Source organism: Yinghuangia seranimata, from assembly GCF_029953285.1.
GTDB lineage: Bacteria > Actinomycetota > Actinomycetes > Streptomycetales > Streptomycetaceae > Yinghuangia > Yinghuangia seranimata.
Genome location: NZ_JASAOI010000050.1, coordinates 84,924 through 103,835, shown reverse-complemented (window position 1 = coordinate 103,835; position 18,912 = coordinate 84,924). Strand labels below are relative to the sequence as shown.

21 protein-coding genes are annotated in these 18,912 nt (G+C 70.1%); 15 read left to right on the top strand and 6 right to left on the bottom strand.

What is annotated here, in order from left to right:
* Positions 1 to 38 precede the first annotated feature (38 nt).
* Both QI554_RS30375 and QI554_RS30370 read right to left on the bottom strand, forming a co-directional pair.
* The gene (locus QI554_RS30375) at positions 39 to 1,070 is read right to left on the bottom strand and encodes an alanine racemase (RefSeq protein ID WP_281474395.1); all 1,032 of its coding nucleotides are present in this window, start codon (positions 1,068 to 1,070) and stop codon (positions 39 to 41) included.
* Positions 1,071 to 1,099: 29 nt separating this feature from the next.
* The gene (locus QI554_RS30370; protein WP_281474393.1) at positions 1,100 to 2,218 is read right to left on the bottom strand and encodes a lipid II:glycine glycyltransferase FemX; all 1,119 of its coding nucleotides are present in this window, start codon (positions 2,216 to 2,218) and stop codon (positions 1,100 to 1,102) included.
* Between the two features lie 299 nt (positions 2,219 to 2,517).
* Between QI554_RS30370 and urtA the strand changes: the two genes are divergently transcribed.
* The 5 genes from urtA (at position 2,518) to urtE (ending at position 7,354) form a co-directional block, all read left to right on the top strand.
* Positions 2,518 to 3,702 carry an urea ABC transporter substrate-binding protein gene (gene urtA / locus QI554_RS30365; RefSeq protein ID WP_281474473.1) on the top strand — a complete coding sequence of 395 codons (1,185 nt, stop codon included), beginning with the start codon at positions 2,518 to 2,520 and terminating at the stop codon, positions 3,700 to 3,702.
* 127 nt (positions 3,703 to 3,829) lie between these two features.
* Entirely contained in the window at positions 3,830 to 4,708 is an 879-nt protein-coding gene (urtB, locus tag QI554_RS30360) for an urea ABC transporter permease subunit UrtB (RefSeq protein WP_281474391.1), read from the top strand.
* The gene (gene urtC / locus QI554_RS30355) at positions 4,705 to 5,838 is read left to right on the top strand and encodes an urea ABC transporter permease subunit UrtC (protein WP_281474389.1); all 1,134 of its coding nucleotides are present in this window, start codon (positions 4,705 to 4,707) and stop codon (positions 5,836 to 5,838) included. Before urtB ends, urtC begins: the two co-directional genes overlap by 4 nt.
* On the top strand, positions 5,835 to 6,659 hold the full coding sequence (urtD, locus tag QI554_RS30350; RefSeq protein WP_281474387.1) for an urea ABC transporter ATP-binding protein UrtD: 825 nt from the start codon (positions 5,835 to 5,837) through the stop codon (positions 6,657 to 6,659). Before urtC ends, urtD begins: the two co-directional genes overlap by 4 nt.
* Positions 6,659 to 7,354, top strand: coding sequence for an urea ABC transporter ATP-binding subunit UrtE (gene urtE / locus QI554_RS30345; protein ID WP_281474385.1), 696 nt, complete (start codon positions 6,659 to 6,661; stop codon positions 7,352 to 7,354). Before urtD ends, urtE begins: the two co-directional genes overlap by 1 nt.
* 18 nt (positions 7,355 to 7,372) lie before the next feature.
* Here urtE and QI554_RS30340 read toward each other — a convergent pair whose 3' ends face one another.
* On the bottom strand, positions 7,373 to 7,663 hold the full coding sequence (locus QI554_RS30340) for a hypothetical protein (RefSeq protein ID WP_281474383.1): 291 nt from the start codon (positions 7,661 to 7,663) through the stop codon (positions 7,373 to 7,375).
* A gap of 268 nt (positions 7,664 to 7,931) precedes the next feature.
* Here QI554_RS30340 and rpsF point away from each other — a divergent pair, with 268 nt between their 5' ends.
* The 6 genes from rpsF (at position 7,932) to QI554_RS30310 (ending at position 12,487) form a co-directional block, all read left to right on the top strand.
* Positions 7,932 to 8,222 (top strand): 30S ribosomal protein S6, encoded by a 291-nt coding sequence (gene rpsF / locus QI554_RS30335; RefSeq protein WP_281474381.1) that lies wholly within the window; start codon positions 7,932 to 7,934, stop codon positions 8,220 to 8,222.
* Between the two features lie 52 nt (positions 8,223 to 8,274).
* A complete protein-coding gene (locus QI554_RS30330) occupies positions 8,275 to 8,856 on the top strand; it encodes a single-stranded DNA-binding protein (protein WP_281474380.1) in 582 nt (193 codons plus the stop codon).
* 65 nt (positions 8,857 to 8,921) lie between these two features.
* Positions 8,922 to 9,158: a 30S ribosomal protein S18 gene (rpsR, locus tag QI554_RS30325; protein WP_003978893.1), complete on the top strand. Its 237-nt coding sequence runs from the start codon at positions 8,922 to 8,924 to the stop codon at positions 9,156 to 9,158.
* Between the two features lie 17 nt (positions 9,159 to 9,175).
* Positions 9,176 to 9,622: a 50S ribosomal protein L9 gene (gene rplI / locus QI554_RS30320; RefSeq protein WP_281474356.1), complete on the top strand. Its 447-nt coding sequence runs from the start codon at positions 9,176 to 9,178 to the stop codon at positions 9,620 to 9,622.
* 206 nt (positions 9,623 to 9,828) lie between these two features.
* The gene (locus QI554_RS30315) at positions 9,829 to 10,032 is read left to right on the top strand and encodes a heavy-metal-associated domain-containing protein (RefSeq protein WP_281474354.1); all 204 of its coding nucleotides are present in this window, start codon (positions 9,829 to 9,831) and stop codon (positions 10,030 to 10,032) included.
* A gap of 184 nt (positions 10,033 to 10,216) precedes the next feature.
* Positions 10,217 to 12,487: a heavy metal translocating P-type ATPase gene (locus QI554_RS30310; RefSeq protein WP_281474472.1), complete on the top strand. Its 2,271-nt coding sequence runs from the start codon at positions 10,217 to 10,219 to the stop codon at positions 12,485 to 12,487.
* A 101-nt stretch (positions 12,488 to 12,588) separates the two neighbouring features.
* Here QI554_RS30310 and QI554_RS30305 read toward each other — a convergent pair whose 3' ends face one another.
* Positions 12,589 to 13,983, bottom strand: coding sequence for an MATE family efflux transporter (locus tag QI554_RS30305; protein ID WP_425528081.1), 1,395 nt, complete (start codon positions 13,981 to 13,983; stop codon positions 12,589 to 12,591).
* Positions 13,984 to 14,392: 409 nt separating this feature from the next.
* On the opposite strand from QI554_RS30305, the gene dnaB reads away from it, so the two are divergent.
* On the top strand, positions 14,393 to 15,793 hold the full coding sequence (dnaB, locus tag QI554_RS30300; protein ID WP_425528080.1) for a replicative DNA helicase: 1,401 nt from the start codon (positions 14,393 to 14,395) through the stop codon (positions 15,791 to 15,793).
* 74 nt (positions 15,794 to 15,867) lie between these two features.
* Here dnaB and QI554_RS30295 read toward each other — a convergent pair whose 3' ends face one another.
* Positions 15,868 to 16,446, bottom strand: coding sequence for a TetR/AcrR family transcriptional regulator (locus QI554_RS30295; protein ID WP_281474351.1), 579 nt, complete (start codon positions 16,444 to 16,446; stop codon positions 15,868 to 15,870).
* 92 nt (positions 16,447 to 16,538) lie between these two features.
* On the opposite strand from QI554_RS30295, the gene QI554_RS30290 reads away from it, so the two are divergent.
* Together QI554_RS30290 and QI554_RS30285 are read left to right on the top strand one after the other, a co-directional pair.
* Positions 16,539 to 16,985 (top strand): DUF1772 domain-containing protein, encoded by a 447-nt coding sequence (locus QI554_RS30290; protein WP_281474350.1) that lies wholly within the window; start codon positions 16,539 to 16,541, stop codon positions 16,983 to 16,985.
* Positions 16,986 to 17,025: 40 nt separating this feature from the next.
* Positions 17,026 to 17,457, top strand: coding sequence for a DUF4267 domain-containing protein (locus tag QI554_RS30285; protein WP_281474347.1), 432 nt, complete (start codon positions 17,026 to 17,028; stop codon positions 17,455 to 17,457).
* Between the two features lie 20 nt (positions 17,458 to 17,477).
* On the opposite strand, the gene QI554_RS30280 is transcribed toward QI554_RS30285, so the two are convergent.
* Positions 17,478 to 18,392 (bottom strand): LLM class flavin-dependent oxidoreductase, encoded by a 915-nt coding sequence (locus tag QI554_RS30280; protein ID WP_281474345.1) that lies wholly within the window; start codon positions 18,390 to 18,392, stop codon positions 17,478 to 17,480.
* An 82-nt stretch (positions 18,393 to 18,474) separates the two neighbouring features.
* Here QI554_RS30280 and QI554_RS30275 point away from each other — a divergent pair, with 82 nt between their 5' ends.
* Positions 18,475 to 18,906: a MarR family winged helix-turn-helix transcriptional regulator gene (locus QI554_RS30275; RefSeq protein WP_281474468.1), complete on the top strand. Its 432-nt coding sequence runs from the start codon at positions 18,475 to 18,477 to the stop codon at positions 18,904 to 18,906.
* Positions 18,907 to 18,912 lie beyond the last annotated feature (6 nt).

Genomic DNA, 18,912 nt, shown 5'->3' with positions numbered 1-18,912 from the left:
TTCCCCAAGCTCGGCGTCACCTCAGGGTAGGGCCGCGCTCAGCGCAGCACGACCCGGTCGAAGTGCGTCGTCGTGTGCCGCAGTTCGGCCTCCAGCTCGGTGCCCGGCTTCGGCGGCTCCACCTCGCCCGGCAGGAACAGCAGGCTGACCTGCATGTGCGGGGGCTCAGCGAACCAGCGCTGCTTGCCCGCCCACGAGAACGGCGACAGCGTCCGGTTCACCGTCGCCAGACCCGCCCGGGCGACGCCCTTCGCCCGCGGCATGACGCCGCGCACCGTCTTGGGCGCCTCCAGGCCGACGCCGTGCGCCGTACCGCCGCTGACCACCAGCAGGTGGCCGTCGGCCGGCGCCTTGCGCTGCCGGTAGCCGAAGCGCTCGCCGCGCGCGACCGGCACGACGTCGAGCACCGTGCCCTTGGCGACCAGCGAGTCGTGGTCGCCGAGCCACAGGTCGGTGCCGATGCGCGGCCGGAACCGCGTGTCGGGGTGCTGCTGTTGCAGCGCGGCCAGGCCCGCGGCCGGCACATGGCTGACGAACATCGTGTGCACCGGGAGCCGTGCGGCCTTGAGCCGTTCGACCCACTGCGCGACCTCGGCCACCGGGTCCTGGCCGTCCGGGTGGTCGAGCGGCAGGTGGACCGAGAAGCCCTCCAGCCGCACGCCCTCCAGCGAACCGCGCAGCGTCACCAGGTCCTCCGGGGTGACGCCGTCGCGCTTCATGCTCGTCATACAGCTGATCACCACACGGCTGCCGACCAGGTCGCGCGCCGACTGCACGGAGGAGACGGTGCGGATCGCCCGGTCGGGCAGCGGCACCGCGTCCTCTCCGCGCAGGTACGGCGTCAGCACCATCACACGGCCGTCGAAGTGGTCCTTCAGCCGGGCGGCTTCGTACGTCGTGCCCACGGCGACGATGTCGACGCCCATGCGCGACGCCTCTTCGGCGAGGCGCACGTTGTCGAACCCGTAGCCGTTCCCCTTCATCACGGGAACGATGCCCGGATAGCCGTCGCGGACCTGGTCGATGTGCTTGCGCCAACGCGCGGCATCGACGTAAAGCGAAAGCGACATCAGCAGCCCTCTCCCCGGCTCCGGCGGCTCTAGCGGCGCGACATGTACAGGTCGAGGGCCTTGTGCAGCACCTTGTTGAGCGGGAAGTCCCACTCACCGAGGTACTCCACGGCCTGCCCGCCGGTGCCCAGCTTGAACTGGATCAGGCCGAACAGGTGGTCGTTCTCGTCGAGCGTGTCGCTGATGCCCCGCAGGTCGTACACGGAGGCACCCAGCGCGTACGCGTCCCGCAGCATGCGCCACTGGATCGCGTTCGACGGCCGGACCTCGCGCTTGTGGTTCGCGGACGCGCCATAGGAGTACCAGACGTGGTCCCCTACGGTCACCATCGTCGTCGAAGCGAGCACCTCGCCCTCGTGCTTGGCGAGGTAGAGGCGCATGCGCTCGGGGTCCTCCGCGTTGAGGACGTCCCACATGCGCTCGAAGTAGGGGAGCGGGCGCGGCGTGAAGTGGTCGCGCACCGCCGTGACCTTGTAGACCTCGTGGAAGGTCTTCAGGTCCTCGCGGCCGCCCTGGACGACCTCGACGCCGGCCTTGGCGGCCTTCTTGATGTTGCGGCGCCACAGCTGGTTGAAGCCGGAGTGCACGTCGTCGAGCGAGCGGCGCATCAGCGGCACCTGGAAGACGTACCGCGGCTGGACGTCGCCGAAGCCGGCGCCGCCGCTCTCGTCCTGCAGCCAGCCGAGCCGGCGCAGCTGGCGGCCGACGTCCGCAGCGCGCTCGTCCGTCTGGTCCGGCGTGAGGTCGCGCAGCCGGCGCGCCGACTTCGCCGCGATGGCCTTCTTGATGGTCTCCGACTCCCAGCGGTTGACCACCACCGGCGGGCCCATCTTCACCGAGAACGCGCCCTGGCTCTTCAGGTGCGCCAGCATCGGGTCGAGCCAGCGGCTGAGGTTGCCGTCGTACCAGTCGATGACCGGGCCCTCGGGCATGTACGCGAGGTAGCGCTTGATCTTGGGGAGCTGCCGGTACAGCACCTCGGCGGCGCCGACGACCGACCCCGTCTCGTCGATCCAGCCGATGCTCTCGCTCCGCCATTCGCTCTTCACGTCGCCCCACGAGGGGCACTGGAGAAAGCTCACGGAGGGCTTGCCCTTGATGAAGGCGAGGTGCTCATCGCGGGTGAGCGTCCTCAGGCGCAGGGTCATCGACTAGCTCCTCGGATCGGTTCGGACCGTGTCAGAGGGTACTTCGTTGCACCCTTCGGTGTCCGTTCCGGCCGCGGCGCGGCCCATACGAACCCTCCGCGCGGGCGTCCGCATCACGCCGGACGGTCGGTAATCAGCCATGCGCGTATGGCAATAAGCGGTTAACAAACGCGAATCAGCCGGGAAACCGCGCGTCGCGACACTCATGGCGTCATCCCTTGGAAAAGGAGCCCCGAGCGTTGCGAAAAATATCTCTTGGTAGACGCACCGCAAGACTCGCCGCCGTTTCCCTCGCGGTCCTGCTCGCCGGCACCGGATGTGCCTCGGACAAGAGCACGGCCAAGACGGGATCGGCCGGAGCGGATACCAGTGGGGACACCGTGAAGGTCGGCGTGCTGCATTCCCTCAGTGGCACGATGGCGATATCCGAGGTCACCGTGAAGAACTCCGTGCTGCTCGCGATCGACGAGATCAACGCGAAAGGCGGAGTACTCGGCAAGAAGATCCAGCCGGTCGTCGAGGACGGGGCCTCGGACTGGCCGACCTTCGCCGAGAAGGCGCAGAAACTCATCTCGAACGACAAGGTCGCCGTGACCTTCGGCGGCTGGACGTCCGCGAGCCGCAAGGCGATGCTGCCGGTCTTCGAGAAGAACAAGCAGTTGTTGTTCTATCCGGTGCAGTACGAGGGCCTGGAGAGCTCGCCGTACATCTTCTACACCGGCGCGACCACCAACCAGCAGATCGTGCCCGGCCTCGACTACCTCAAGGCGCAGGGCAAGAAGAAGATCTTCCTGGTGGGCAGCGACTACGTCTTTCCGCGCACCGCCAACAAGATCATCAAGAAGTACGCCGAAGCCAACGGAATGCAGATCGTCGGCGAGGAGTACACACCGCTCGGCCACACCGAATACAGCACGGTCATCAACAAGGTCGCCGACGCCAAGCCCGACGCCGTCTTCAACACCCTCAACGGCGACAGCAACGTGGCGTTCTTCAAGCAACTGCGCGGTACCGGTATCAAGGCCGCCGACATGCCGGTCCTCTCGGTGAGCATCGCCGAGGAGGAGGTCCGCGGAATCGGCGCCGACTACCTGGCAGGGCAGCCGGTGGCCTGGAACTACTACCAGACCACGGAAGGCCCCAGGAACACCGAGTTCGTCGCGGCCTACAAGGCGAAGTACGGCGCGGACAAGGTCACCTCGGACCCGATGGAGGCCGGCTACAACTCGGTCTACCTGTGGAAGGCCGCCGTCGAGAAGGCGAACAGCTTCAAGCCGGACGACGTGAAGAAGGCGTGCGACGGCGTCTCGATCGACGCGCCGGAAGGAAAGGTCACCATCGACGGCGCGACGCAGCACGTCTACAAGACCGCGCGTATCGGCGTCGTGCAGCCCGACGGCCTGATCAAGGAGGTCTGGGCGTCGCCCGGGCCGATCAAGCCGGACCCGTACCTCAAGGAATACCCGTGGGCGCAGGGGTTGTAGGCGCAGGCCCCGCCCGGTCCGCGGACTGACGCGGCCGATCCCCACGCGGACTCCGCGCCCGGCACCCGCCCGGCGCGGAGTCCGCGCGACCCGACCCGACGCACACACGCACAAGGGGGGAGCCACGGTGAACGCCTTCCTGAACCAACTGCCGATCGGACTTTCCATCGGCGCGGTACTCCTGCTCGTCGCGCTCGGCCTGACCTTCACCTTCGGTCAGATGGGCGTCGTGAACATGGCGCACGGCGAATTCCTCATGGCCGGCGCGTACACCGCCTACATGCTGCAGAGCTGGGCCGGCCGGCAGGCCGTCCTGGTCGCCCTGCCCGTCGCGTTCTTCGTGGCCGGACTCATGGGCCTGGTCCTCGAACGCACCCTGATCCGCCGCTTCTACGGGCGGCCGCTCGACACCCTGCTGCTGACGTGGGGCGTCAGCCTGATCCTCCAGCAGGTCGCACGCGACCTGTTCGGCGCTCCGAACGTGCAGGTCAAGGCGCCGACCTGGCTCGTGGGCGGGGCCGAGTGGTCCGGCATCCGCATGCCGTACGCGCGCATGTTCATCCTCGCGCTCGCGGTCGTCTGCGTCGTCGCGATCTGGTTCTACCTCGCCCGCACCAAGCAGGGCCGCCGCATGCAGGCGGTCATGCAGAACCGCGAACTCGCGGCGTGCAGCGGCATCGCGACGTCGCGGGTCGACCAGCGCACGTTCTTCATCGGCTCGGGCCTCGCGGGTGTCGCGGGCGTCGGGCTCACCCTCATCGGCCCGGTCGGGCCGGCCCTGGGCACCTACTACATCGTCGACGCGTTCCTGGTGGTCGTCGCGGGCGGCCTCGGCCAGTTGCGCGGCGCGGTGCTCGCGGCGTTCGTGCTCGGCCTGCTCAACAGCTACGTCGAGTACTGGTCCGACGCCTCACTCGCCAAGGTGGTGGTCTTCGCCGTGATCATCGGATTCCTCCAGATACGGCCGCAGGGCCTGTTCGTCCTCCGCTCCCGGAAGCTGACATGAGGAGGCTGCGCGAGGCGGCGGACGCCGTCGCCTCGGCCGCGGTCCGGTGGCGCGGGCCGGTCGTCTTCGTCGCCGTCGCCCTCCTGCTGCTGGTCGCCGCGCCCGCCGCGTTGTCCCCGTTCCGGCTCGAACTCCTCGCGAAGTACCTGTGCTTCGCGATCGCCGCACTCGGCATCGGACTCGCGTGGGGCAAGGGCGGCATGCTCACACTCGGACAGGGCGTGTTCTTCGGCCTCGGCGGCTACGCCATGGCGATGCACCTCAAGCTCGCCGAGGCCGGGCCGGGGCAGCTGCCGGACTTCATGGTGTGGAGCGGCGTCGAGACGCTGCCCGCCGTCTGGGAGCCGTTCCGGCAGCCGTGGTTCGCGCTCCTGATGGTGGTCGTGCTGCCCGGCGTGACCGCGTTCCTGCTCGGACTCCTGGTGTTCGGGCGGCGCGTGCGCGGCGCGTACTTCGCGATCCTCACGCAGGCGCTGGCCGCGGCGTTCGTCATCTGGCTCGTCGGCCAGCAGGGGCTGACCGGCGGAACCAACGGACTGACCAACTTCACCTCGTTCTTCGGCCTCGACCTCGCCGACGAGAACGACCAGCGGGTGCTCTACTCGGTCGTCGCGGTCGTGCTCGGGCTGCTCTACCTCGCGTTCCGGCAGGTGGTGGCGAGCCGGTTCGGGCGGCTGCTGGTCGCGGTGCGGGACGGCGAGGACCGCGTGCGGTTCCTCGGCTACGACCCGGCGCTGGTCAAGACCGTCGCGTTCACGCTGTCGGCGATCTCGGCCGGTATCGCGGGCGCGCTGTTCGTCCCCGTGGTCGGGATCATCTCGCCGGCGCTGCTGGGCGTCGTGCCCTCCCTGGAGTTCGTCTTCGCCGTCGCGGTCGGCGGGCGGTACACGCTGGCCGGCGCGGTCCTGGGCGCGGTGCTGCTCAACTACGGCAAGACCACGTTCTCCGAGCACTACGCGAACGGCTGGCTGTACCTGCAGGGCACGCTGTTCATCGCGGTCATGGCGTACGCGCCCAAGGGCGTCATCGGAGTCGCCGGGCAGGTGCGCGACTTCGTCGCGGCGCGCCGCGGTCGCGCCGCGCCCGCCGTGGTGCCGCCGGCCCGCGTCGAGGAAGGGGCGGCGGCATGACCGGCGTCGTACCGGGCGGCCGGGAGCCGCTGCTGCGTGTCACCGGCCTGTCGGTGGTCTTCGACGGGTTCCGCGCGATCGACGGCGTCGACCTCACGGTCGCGGAAGGCGAACTGCGCTTCCTCATCGGCCCCAACGGCGCGGGGAAGACCACCCTCATCGACGTCGTCACCGGCCTCACCCGGCCGACCGAGGGCACGGTGCACTTCGCCGGGCGCACGCTCAACGGGCTGCGCGAGCACCAGGTCGTGCGGCGCGGCGTAGGGCGCACGTTCCAGACCGCGGTGGTCTTCGAGGAGTTGACCGTCGAGGAGAACGTCGACCTGGCGGCGAGCTTCCGGATGCGGCTGCCGGCCCTGCTGCGCCGCCGCAAGGGCCGCTCGGACGAGGTCGCGGCCGTGCTCGACCGCGCCGGGCTGCTCGCGCTGGCGGAACGCCCGGCCGGAGTGCTGTCCCACGGGCAGCGCCAGTGGCTGGAGATCGCCATGCTGCTCGCGCAACGGCCGCGGCTGCTGCTGCTCGACGAGCCGGTCGCGGGCATGTCCCGCGACGAGCGCGAACGCACCGGCGAACTGCTCGTCGAGATCGCCCGCGAGCACACCGTGGTGGTGGTCGAGCACGACATGGAGTTCGTGCGCACGTACGCGTCCGCGGTGACGGTGCTGCACGAAGGACGGGTGCTGACCGAGGGCGACATGGCGTCGGTGCAGGCGGACCCGCGCGTCCAGGAGGTCTATCTCGGGCGGTCGCGGGACACGCGTGCCGCCGAACCGGTCGGGGCCGACGCCGACGCCGGACGCGAGCGGGAAGGGGTCGCGTAGTGCTTGAGGTGACCGGGCTCGAGGTCGCGTACGGCCGCGCCCAGGTGCTGTTCGGCGTCGACCTCGCGGTGCCCGACGGCGGCCTGGTGTGCGTCATGGGCCGCAACGGCGTCGGCAAGACGACCCTGTTGAACGCGGTGATGGGGGTGCTGCCGACACGCGCGGGAAAGGTGGTGTTCGAGGGACGGGACGTCACCAGGCTCCCGACCCACCAGCGCGTCCGCCTGGGCATGGGCTACGTACCGCAGGGCCACGAGACGTTCGGCCAGCTCACCGTCGCCGAGAACCTGCGCGTGACGTGGGAGGCGAGCGGATCCAAGGACCGCGGCGTCGTCGACGAGGCGCTGGACGTCTTCCCGCGGCTGCGGCCGCTGCTCAAGCGCCGTGCCGGCTTCCTGTCGGGCGGCCAGCAGCAACAGCTCGCGATCGCGCGGGCGCTGGTGACCGGCCCGCGCATGCTGATCCTCGACGAGCCGACCGAGGGCATCCAGCCGTCGATCGTCACCGAGATCGAGGACGCCGTGGAAAGGCTGCACCGCGAGCGCGGTCTCGCCGTGCTGCTGGTCGAGCAGTACCTCGACTTCGCGATGCGTCTCGCGGACCGGTTCACGGTGCTGGACGCGGGCGTCGTCGTCCACGAGGGCGCGGGCGCCGAGCTGCGGGACGAGCGGGTGCGGGGCCTCCTCGCGGTGTGACCACCGCACCCCGCCGCGTCAGTAGAGGCCGCCGTGCGCCATGTTGATGAAGAGGCCGACGGCGGACATGCCTACCGAGATCACGATCACGATGCGCTCAAGGGTGGTCACGGAAAGCATCTGGGCGGTCAGTCCCACGAAAACGCCGGCGAGGCCCGCCCAGGAGCCGAGGATGTGCACGCTCGGGAAGAACGCGCAGATGATCGCGATCACGCCGAACACGGCGGTGACGCCCGCGAGCGTGTTCTCCCGGGTGTGGGATTTGTCGTCGTGTACGCGGTTGATGTTCGAGAGGTTCAGTGCGGCCATAGGGCCGCGGCGCATCGTCTGAGCCATCACGCACCTCCGGTGGGCGACCACGGGGCACGGACGATTTGTCCGTGATCTCCCTACCACAGGGTGCAACGGGGGTGTCGCGATTTCAACAGATAGGGCGCCGCCGGGTACGCTGTACCGTCCGCAGCGACATGGTGTCCGTCCTCGTCCCGAGGCTCGGCCGGGTCGCCGCGGCTTACGCAAAGCCCTCCTGTCACGGATCGTCCGTGGCCGTACCAGTCCATAGGAGGTGGGTGTTTACATGCGTAACTACGAGCTCATGGTCATCCTCGACCCGGACCTCGAAGAGCGCGCGGTCTCCCCGCTGCTCGAGCAGTTCCTGAACGTCGTCCGCAACGGCGGCGGGAAGGTCGAGAAGATCGACACGTGGGGCCGTCGCCGGCTCGCGTACGAGATCAAGAAGAAGTCCGAGGGCATCTACGCCGTCGTGGACCTTGCCGCGGAGCCCGCGGTCATCAAGGAGCTCGACCGCCAGATGAACCTCAACGAGTCGGTCATGCGCACCAAGGTGCTGCGTCCCGACCAGCGGTAACCACACCGCGGACACCGACGACACCGTCATCAGGCGCAGGGGAAGGTAAGGCATGGCAGGCGACACCGTCATCACCGTGGTCGGGAATCTGACCGCCGACCCCGAGTTGCGCTTCACCCCCAGCGGCGCGGCCGTCGCGAACTTCACCGTGGCCTCCACGCCGCGGACGTTCGACCGGCAGACGAACGAGTGGAAGGACGGCGAAGCGCTGTTCCTCCGCTGCTCGATCTGGCGGCAGGCGGCCGAGAACGTGGCCGAGTCCCTTCAGAAGGGCATGCAGGTCATCGTGCAGGGGCGGCTGAAGCAGCGGTCGTACGAGACCAAGGAAGGCGAGAAGCGGACGACGTACGAGCTTGAGGTCGACGAGATCGGCCCCTCGCTCAAGTTCGCGACCGCCAAGGTCACGAAGGCCGGCCGCGGAGGCGGCGGCGGGTACGGCGGCGGTGGCATGGGTGGTGGCAACCGGGGCGGTTACGGCGGCCCGCAGGGCGGCAACCAGGGTGGCTACGGCGGTCCGCCGCAGCAGGGCAACTCCGGTCCGTCCGACGACCCGTGGGCGTCCCCTGGTGGCAACCAGGGCGGCGGCGGGTGGGGTCCCCAGCCCGGTGGTTACACGGACGAACCCCCGTTCTAAGACGCCTTCGGGGCCGGAGACGGCCCGGCGTCTTGGCGAAGACTTCTTGATCTGGAGAAAGAGCAATGGCGAAGCCGCCTGCGCGCAAGCCTAAGAAGAAGGTTTGCGTGTTCTGCAAGGAGAAGATCTCCTACGTCGACTACAAGGACACGAACCTGCTGCGGAAGTTCATTTCCGACCGCGGCAAGATCCGTGCCCGTCGCGTGACCGGCAACTGCACGCAGCACCAGCGTGACGTCGCCACGGCCGTCAAGAACAGCCGTGAGATGGCGCTGCTGCCGTACACCAGCACGGCGCGCTGAGAGAGGGTGGACTTGATATGAAGCTCATCCTCACCCACGAGGTCACCGGGCTCGGCGAGCCCGGCGAGATCGTCGAGGTCAAGGACGGCTACGGCCGCAACTACCTCATCCCCCGTGGTTTCGCGATCCGTTGGACCCGCGGTGGCGAGAAGGAGGTCGCCTCCATCCGCCGCGCCCGCAAGGTCCGCGAGATCAAGAACCTCGACCAGGCGAACGAGGTCAAGGCGCAGCTCACCGGTCTCAAGGTGAAGCTCGCGACCCGTGCCGGCGAGAGCGGGCGTCTGTTCGGTTCCGTCACCGTCGCCGACGTCGCCTCGGCGATCAAGGCCGCCGGTGGCCCGGACCTGGACAAGCGCCGTGTCGAGCTCGGTGCGCCGATCAAGACCCTCGGCACGCACCGGGTCACGGTCCGCCTCCACCCGGAGGTCTCCGCCGCTCTCGACCTCGACGTCGTTTCGGCCTGACCTGACCGCAACACCAGAAGGCCCGAGGCTCCTACAGGAGCCTCGGGCCTTCGGCCTTTCCCGCTCGTTGTGACAGGTGTGGCCAGGGGCGCCGGAAGGCGCGGCGCCTCCGGCTTGCTTTATACCCCCCAGGGGTATACTTTCGATCGCAGAGGGGTCGCGGGCGTGTCCGCGGCCCCGGGACCACCCGCGAAAGGGGCACTGCCATGAGCACCGCGACCTTCACCGTCACCGGGATGACCTGCGGCCACTGCGTCTCCTCCGTGCAGGAGGAGGTCTCCGAGGTGCCGGGCGTCCAGGACGTCCGGGTGGAGCTGGCCACCGGCCTGCTGACGGTGTCGGCGGCCGGAGAGGTCGACACGGAAGCGGTGCGCGCGGCCGTCGTCGAGGCGGGCTACCAGCTCGCCTGACGGGGCGTACGGGTCCCGCACCGGGGTACCCGGGATTCTGCCCCCCGGGTACCCCTACCCCGTAGGGATATATGAGCGGCACGAAGACGACAGTGGAACGACAATGGCACGAGGAGGACCAGTGAGCACCCCGCAGGCAGCACCCGCCGCGCCCTCAGCACGCATCGACCTGGTACTGGGCGGCATGACCTGCTCCTCGTGCGCGAACCGCATCGAGCGCAAGCTCAACAAGCTCGACGGCGTGCAGGCCACCGTCAACTTCGCGCTGGAGACCGCGACGGTCAGCTACCCGCCCGAGCTCGAGCCGGCCGACCTGGTCGCGGCGGTCGAGGCGGCCGGGTACACCGCGACGCCCGTACGCGACGAACCCGCGGCCGCCGACGGCGACGCGGACGAGGGCGACACCCGGGGCGACGGCGAGCTGCGCTCCCTGCGCGACCGCCTGCTCTACAGCGCGGTACTCGCCGCGCCGGTGATCGCGCTCTCGATGATCCCGCCGCTGCAGTTCCGCTTCTGGCAGTGGCTGGTGCTCGCGCTCGCCGCGCCGGTCGTGGTGTGGGGCGGCTGGCCGTTCCACAAGGCGGCCGCCAAGAACCTGCGGCACGGCACCGCCACGATGGACACCCTCGTCTCGCTCGGCACGCTCGCCGCCTTCGGCTGGTCGCTGTACGCGCTGTTCCTCGGCGGCATGGGCGAACCCGGCATGACCATGTCCTTCAGCTTCACGGCGGGCGGCGGCCACGCCGAGATCTACCTCGAGGCCGCGTCCGGCGTCATCGCGTTCATCCTCGCCGGCCGCTACTTCGAAGCCCGCTCCAAGCGCAAGGCGGGCGCCGCGCTCAAGGCGCTGCTCGAACTCGGCGCGCGGGACGTGTCGGTGCTGCGTGCCGACGGGCGCGAGGAACGCGTTCCGATCGACAAGCTGGCCGTGGGCGACCGCTTCGTCGTGCGGCCCGGCGAGAAGATCGCCACCGACGGCGTGGTCGTCGAGGGCAGCTCCGCCGTCGACGCGTCGATGCTCACCGGCGAGTCCGTGCCCGTCGAGGTGCGGCCCGGCGACCCCGTCACCGGCGCGACCATCAACGCGGGCGGCAGGCTGGTCGTGCGCGCCACCAAGGTCGGCGCGGACACCCAGCTCGCGCAGATGGCCCGGCTGATCACCGACGCGCAGACCGGCAAGGCCGCCGTGCAGCGGCTGGCCGACCGCGTCTCGGGCGTGTTCGTCCCCGTCGTCATCGCACTCGCCGTCGCGACCCTCGGGTTCTGGCTCGGCACCGGGGAAGGCGCCACCGCGGCGTTCACCGCGGCCGTCGCCGTCCTGGTCATCGCCTGCCCGTGCGCGCTCGGCCTGGCCACCCCGGTCGCGCTGCTCGTCGGCACGGGGCGCGGCGCGCAGCTGGGCGTCCTGATCAAGGGCCCCGAGGTCCTGGAGAACACCCGGCGCGTCGACACCGTCGTGCTCGACAAGACCGGCACCGTGACCACCGGCCGCATGGCGCTCGTGGACGTCGTCCCGGTCGACGGCGGCGACACCGACGAACTGCTCCGGATCGCGGGCGCGTTGGAGAACGCCAGCGAGCACCCCATCGCCAAGGCCATCGCCGCCGCGGCCGCCGACCGGTTCGGCACACTGTCGGCGGTCGAGGGCTTCGCGAACCGCGAAGGGCTCGGCGTGGAAGGCGTCGTCGACGGCCACGCGGTCGTCGCGGGACGCCCGGCCTTGCTCGCCGACTGGGCGCTCACGCTGCCGGACGAACTGGTCGCGGCGCTCGACGCGGCCGAGGAGGCCGGACGTACCGCCGTCGCCGTGGCCTGGGACGGCGCGGCGCGCGGGGTGCTGGTCACCGCCGACACCGTCAAGCCCACCTCGGCGGCCGCCGTCGCGGCACTGCGCGAACTCGGGCTCACCCCGGTGCTGTTGACCGGCGACAACGAGCGCGCGGCACGGTCGGTCGCGGCCAAGGTCGGTATCGACGAGGTCATCGCCGGCGTGCTGCCCGCGGGCAAGGTCGACGCGGTCCGCGAACTGCAGGCGCGCGGCAAGGTCGTCGCGATGGTCGGCGACGGCGTCAACGACGCCGCGGCGCTCGCCACGGCGGACCTCGGGCTCGCCATGGGCACCGGCACCGACGCGGCCATCGAGGCCGCCGACCTGACGCTGGTGCGCGGCGACCTGGGCGCGGCGGTCGACGCGATCCGGCTGTCCCGCGCCACGCTGCGGACCATCAAGGCCAACCTGTTCTGGGCCTTCGCCTACAACGTCGCGGCGATCCCGCTGGCGGTGGCGGGGCTGCTGAACCCGATGATCGCGGGCGCGGCGATGGCGTTCTCGTCCGTGTTCGTGGTCGGCAACTCGCTGCGGCTGCGCGGGTTCGCCTCCACCGCGCCCACGGTCGGTGAACTGGACGGGGCGGCCGCGGGCGAGCCGCGGCGGGAGCTGGTGGACGCGAAGTAGCCGCCTTCGGGCCGGTGGTCGTGGGGCCGCCTCGGGACGAACGGGTCCCGGGGCGGCCTTTCCGTACGTGCGTTCACGGGCCGGACGCGCTCACTCCAGGGCTACTTGGCGACGGTCGCCCCGGTCACCATCCACTTGTCGCCCCGGGCACGCCAGCCCAGCAGGACGAGCCGGCTCGCCATGAACGCGCCGATCGCGCACCACCACAGCGCGATCAGACCGCCGCCCAGACCGAGGACCGCCGCGACGGTGCCGGCGAACACCGCGAGCACCACCGGCATCGTCAGCGCCAGGAACCGGCCGTCGCCCGCGCCGATGAGCACGCCGTCCAGCACGAACACCGGACCCGCGATCGGCTGCAGCGCGGCGGCGGCGAGCAGCACCAGGCCCAGCAGGTGCCGCACTTCGGGATCGCCGGTGAACCACGGGATGTACAGCGGGCGCGCCGCGACCAGCACCACCGCGAACACCACGCCCGTGCACACGCTCCACAGCAGCATGCGTCGGGTCGCCTCGCGCGCGCCTGCCGTGTCGCCCGCGCCCAGTGCGCGGCCCACGATCGCCTGCGCGGCGATCGCGAGGGCGTCGAGGGCGAACGCCGTCAACGTCCAGATCTGCCAGGCGACCTGGTGCGTGCCGATCTCCGTGTCGCCCATCCGGGTCGCGGCGACCGCGGCGATCAGCAGGATCGCGCGCAGGCTCACCGTGCGGACCAGCAGCGGGAGTCCGGCGGTCGCCGACCGGCGGATGCCGCCGAAGTCGGGGACGAGCGGCACGTCATGGCGGCGCGCGCCGCGCACGACGACCACCAGATATCCGACGGCCATCGCGCACTGGGCGATGACCGTGCCCCACGCGGAGCCCGCGATGCCGAGGCCCGCGCCGTAGACCAGCGCGAGGTTGAGGACGAGGTTCGAGGCGAACCCGGCGACCGCGACGTAGAGCGGGGTCCGGGTGTCCTGGAGACCGCGCAGTACGCCGGTGGCGGCGAGCACGACCAGCATCGCGGGCACGCCCAGGCTGCTGATCCGCAGGTAGGTGGTGGCGTGCGGCGCGGCGGTCGCGCTGGCGCCGAACGCGTCGACGATCCACGGCGCGGCCACCACGCCGACGGCCAGCAGGCCCGCGCCGATCAGCGCGGCGAGCCACAGGCCGTCCACACCCTGGCGCAGCGCGCCGCGGCGGTCGCCGGCGCCGAGGAGGCGGGCGACGCTCGCGGTGGTGGCGTACGCCAGGAACACGCACAGGTTGACGAGCGTGCCGAGCACGGCGCCGGCGATGCCGAGGCCGGCCAGCTGCGGAGTGCCCAGGTGCCCGACGATCGCGGCGTCCGCGAGGATGAACAGCGGCTCGGCGACGAGGGCGAAGAAGGCCGGCACGGCCAGCCTGAGGATCTCCCGGTCCTGGGCGCGCCGCGGCCCGCCACGGCTCTGCCGGGGCGGGCTGGGGGCTGCTTCGGGGGCAGCGGTACGGGCTGCTTCGGGGACGACGGCCACGTGCCCACGGTAGTCATCCACAGGTAATGATCACAACAGGGATTTGGTCATTACCTGTGGATGCGGGCGGTGGTTGTCCACATACGTGGGGCGATTGCCGGTCGATCGGACCGGAAGTTTTTCACATGCACAGCCGGTGGATAGTGAAACCGCAGGTCAGAGGCGGTTTTGCGGGTTGTGCACAGGCTGTGTGAGGGGCTTCGCGCACAGGTTGTGCACAGCCGGAGTGGTGCCTCTCCACAGGTTGTCCACAGTTATCCACAGGCCCTGTGTATGACCGCGTTGGTCGAGACCGGGACCACCCGTACGGTGAGGGACTGCACAACGCGTGGTGCGGCCGATTTGTCGGCCCGTTGCCGTATGAAAGAGCAGGACCCATCAGGCGCCCCGGAGGGGCCGGGCGCACGCCGTGTCCCGACGTCGAGGAAGGAAGCGCGGCATGAGTGTCTCGGAGTACGAGGACGCTCCACCGCCGAGCCGCGAGGGCTTCGAGCGCACCCCGCCCCAGGACATCGCGGCCGAGCAGTCCGTCCTCGGCGGCATGATGCTCTCCAAGGACGCGATCGCCGACGTCGTCGAGAACCTCAAGCCGATCGACTTCTACCGGCCCGCCCACGAGATGGTCTACAACGCCGTCCTCGACCTCTACGCCCGCGGCGAGCCCGCCGACGCCGTCACCGTCGCCGCCGAGCTCACCAAACGCGGCGAGATCGGCCGCGTCGGCGGCGCCCCGTACCTCCACACCCTGATCTCCTCGGTCCCCACCGCGGCCAACGCCGAGTACTACGCCCGCATCGTCCGCGAACAGGCCGTCCTCCGCCGCCTCGTCGAGGCCGGCACCCGCATCGTCCAGATGGGATACGCCGCCGACGGCGACGTCGACGAAATCGTCAACGGCGCCCAGGCCGAGGTCTACGCCGTCACCGAACAGCGCACCAGCGAGGACTACGCCCCCCTCGCCGACATCATGGAAGGCGCCCTCGACGAGATCGAGGCCATCGGCTCCCGCAACGGCCAGATGTCCGGCGTCCCCACCGGCTTCACCGACCTCGACTCCCTCACCAACGGCCTCCACCCCGGCCAAATGATCGTCATCGCCGCCCGCCCCGCCATGGGCAAATCCACCCTGGCACTCGACTTCGCGCGGGCGTGTTCGATCCACCACGGGCTTCCGAGTGTGATCTTCTCGCTCGAAATGGGGCGCAACGAGATCGCGATGCGTCTGCTCTCGGCCGAGGCCCGCGTGGCGCTCCACCACATGCGGTCGGGCAACATGACGGACGAGGACTGGACCCGGCTCGCTCGTCGCATGCCTGATGTGAGTGCGGCGCCGCTCTACATCGACGACTCGCCGAACCTGTCGATGATGGAGATCCGCGCCAAGTGCCGAAGGCTCAAGCAGCGCAACGACCTTCGTCTCGTCGTCATCGACTACCTCCAGCTGATGACCGGCGGCGGCAGCCGCCGTGCCGAGAGCCGGCAGCAGGAGGTCTCCGAGATGTCCCGAAACCTCAAGCTCCTCGCCAAGGAGCTCGAAGTCCCGGTCATCGCCCTGTCGCAGCTGAACCGTGGTCCCGAACAGCGAACCGACAAAAAGCCGATGGTCTCGGACCTTCGCGAGTCGGGATCGATCGAACAGGATGCCGACATGGTCATCCTCTTGCATCGCGAGGACGCGTACGAGAAGGAGTCGCCTCGTGCCGGTGAGGCGGACTTGATCGTGGCCAAGCACCGTAACGGTCCTACGGCCACCATCACCGTGGCGTTCCAGGGGCACTACTCGCGGTTCGTGGACATGCAGCAGGGCTGACACGGCAGGAGCTCGGTCGGTTGTCGATTGGGCGGGGAACGATGACCTCGGCGGCGTGTCCGACGGGTGGTGTGTCACACCATGCAGAGCCGGTCCACCAGCAGTTCCACCCTCGGCTCGGCGTACTCGGGTAGCAGGCGGCCCGTGCGGGTCAGGGTGGCGAGGCCGTGCAGGGATGCCCAGAACAGCTCGGTGAACAGGCCCGGGTCGATGCCGTTCCCGGCGACCTCGGCCAGGCTTTCCATCAGCGCGGCGAAGGCGTCCTTCAGCGGCGCCGGGGTGTCCTCCTGCGCGTACGCCAGCCCGCCGTCGAGCTGGAAGATGGCGTCGTAGACCGCCGGGTTGTGCTCGGCGAAGTCGAGGTAGGCGCGGGCCAGGGCGGCGACCCGGGCACGCGGGCCGTCCGCGGCGGAGGTCGCGGCCCGTACCGCTACTGCTAGTTCGGCGGCTCCCTGAAGGGCGACGGCGCCGATGATCTCGCGCTTGCCGCGGAAGTGGCTGTAGAGGACGGGCTGGCTGTATTCGATGCGCTCGGCGAGCCGGCGGGTGGTGACCGCGTCCCAGCCCTGCTGCTCGGCGAGTTCGCGGGCGGTCGCCACGATGAGGCGCTCGCGCTCGGCCCGTTCGCGTTCTTTGCGTTCCTGTACCGACATGATTCGAATCCTAGCACTGCTAGACAATCGAGCGGCAGTAGTACTAGCGTTGCATCGCCAGCTAGCAGTGCTAGTTCATCGGAGGGGTCATCATGCTCGCAACACTCGAAGTCGTCACCACCGTCGTCGTCGGCCTGATGGTGGGGGTGGAGTTCTGCGTCGCCGTCTTCATGAAGCGGATCCTGGACGCCCTTCCCGAGGAGAGCGCTCAGCTCGGCCACGCCCACGGCGGTCGGATGCTCGGCGCCCTGATGCCGTTCTGGTACATAGGCTCGCTCATCCTCAGCGCGATCTGGGCCGTCGCCGGATGGCACCACCAGGGCACCGGCCTCGTCGTCACCGCGGCCGGCCTGCTGATCGTCAGCGTGGTCATGTCGGTGCTGCTGCTCGTCCCGATCAACAACCGCAACAAGACCTGGACCCCCGAGAACCGGCCCGCCGACTGGAAGGAGCAGCTCGACCGCTGGAACCGCTTCCACTACGCCCGGGTCGCCGTCATCATCGCCGCGTTCACCCTGCTGGTCGCCGCCCTCGTCTGATCCCACCGCTGCCCCGGCAAGACCCGCAAGGAGAAGAACAGTGTCGCTGAAGAAGATCAACACCGTCCTGGTCGCCACCTTCATCCTCTTCATCCTCTGGTTCGGGACGGAGTACATCCTGAGTCCGGAGACGACGGCGCCGGGCTACGGCCTGCCGAGCTGGCCGTCCGGCGACGGCGGCGGCTTCCTGGTCGTCAAGGGGATCCGCGACGTCGTCCTGGCCCTGGTCCTGGGCGTCCTGCTGGTGACGGGCCACCGCCGGGCGCTGGGCTGGGTGCTTCTGACGGAGGCCTTCGCCGCGTACGGCGACATGACCAACGTGCTGGCCCACCACGGCTCCGTGGCCACCGCCCTCGGCGTCCACTGCCTGACCGCGACACTGATGGTGGTCAACGGCCTGCTGTTCCTGCGCGAGACCCGCAAGGTCGCGGCCGCTCCGGCAGCGCCCGCCCCGCAGCCCGTCCTGGCGTGATCGCGGGAGACGAGGTGCCGTCAGGCGGTTGAGGCGCGGGCCTTGGTGACGGCTTCGCGGACGGCGGGGGCGATTTCGTTGGACCAGACGGCGACGGCGTTTTCGGGCGGGGTGCCGCCCACGGTGAAGTGGACGAAGCCCGAGGCGTCGTGGTCGAGGACGGCTTCGGTGAGGGCGTCGGTCCACTGGGCGACGGAGCCGCCGCGCCAGGTGCCGTCGGGGTCGCGGGGGTTCGGGCGGTCGGTCGGGGTGATGACGCCCGGGATGTTGTAGATCGTGGCGATGTCGCGCGGGTCGCGGCCGGCGGCGTGGGCGGCCTCGTCGATGATCGGGCGGGATTCGCGGTAGCGGGGGCTGAGCCAGTCGGCGGCGTGGCCGGGGAACCAGCCGTCGGCGAGGCGGCCGGTGGCGGCGAGGGACTTGGGGCCGACGGAGCCGGTCCAGATCGGGACGGCGGGTGCCGCGGCCGGCTGGAGGTCGGTGACGTGGTGGAACTCGCCGTGGAAGGTGACGGGTTCGCCGCCGCCGGACAGGGCGCGGATCAAGGGGATGGCCTCCTCGAAGGCGCGGACGGCGGCGCCGGGGGAGAGCTTGGGAAAGCCCATCCTGGCGATGTCGTCCCAGAGTCCGCCGACGCCGAGGCCGAGGGCGACGCGGCCGCCGGTGAGCGTGCTGAGCGAGGTGATGGTGCGGGCGAGCATCGGCGCGGGGCGGGTCGGGAGGTTGCTGACGGAGACGGCGGCGCCGATCGAGGAGGTGGCTCCGAGCGCGGTGCTGACGAGCGCGTAGGCGTCGAGCCGGTCGCCGAAGTAGGGGTGGTCGGAGACCGTGAACAGGTCGAGGCCGTCGCGGTCGGCCTGGGCGATGAGGCGGAGGGTGTCGGCGGCGGCGTCCACGGCGGTGCTCGCGCCGAATCCGAAGAGGGGGGATTGCACGTGTGCTCCTTGCCGGTATTTCGGTTAGTTCGTAGTGCGAATGTAGAATGCGGGTATGGCCAGGAATGTTTCCGACGGGGAGATGGGGATCGTCACCGCGCTGGTGCGGTCGTCGTTCCTCGTGGACGCGGTGTACGCGGAGGCGAGCCGCGCGTACGGCATCACGCCGCAGCAGGGCCAGCTGCTCTGTGTGCTGATGGCCCAGCCGTTCGGGATGGGCGAGCTCGGCGGCATGCTGCGGCTGGCCAAGTCGAGCCTGACCGGGCTGGTGGACCGTACGTCCAAGCTGGGCCTGGTGCGTCGTGAGCCGGATCCGGTGGACCGCCGGGCGGTGCGGATCGCGTTGACGGACGAGGGCCTCGCGGTGGCCGACCGGTTCTACACCGACACGTGCCGCAGGATCGAGGCGCTGGCGGACGGGCTCAAGGCGTCCGACCGCGCGAAGCTGGCGGAGCTGCTGGGGCGCGTGGTCACCGAGAACCAGGTGCCCGTGGTGTTCGCGGACGCCGAGTAGGCGGGC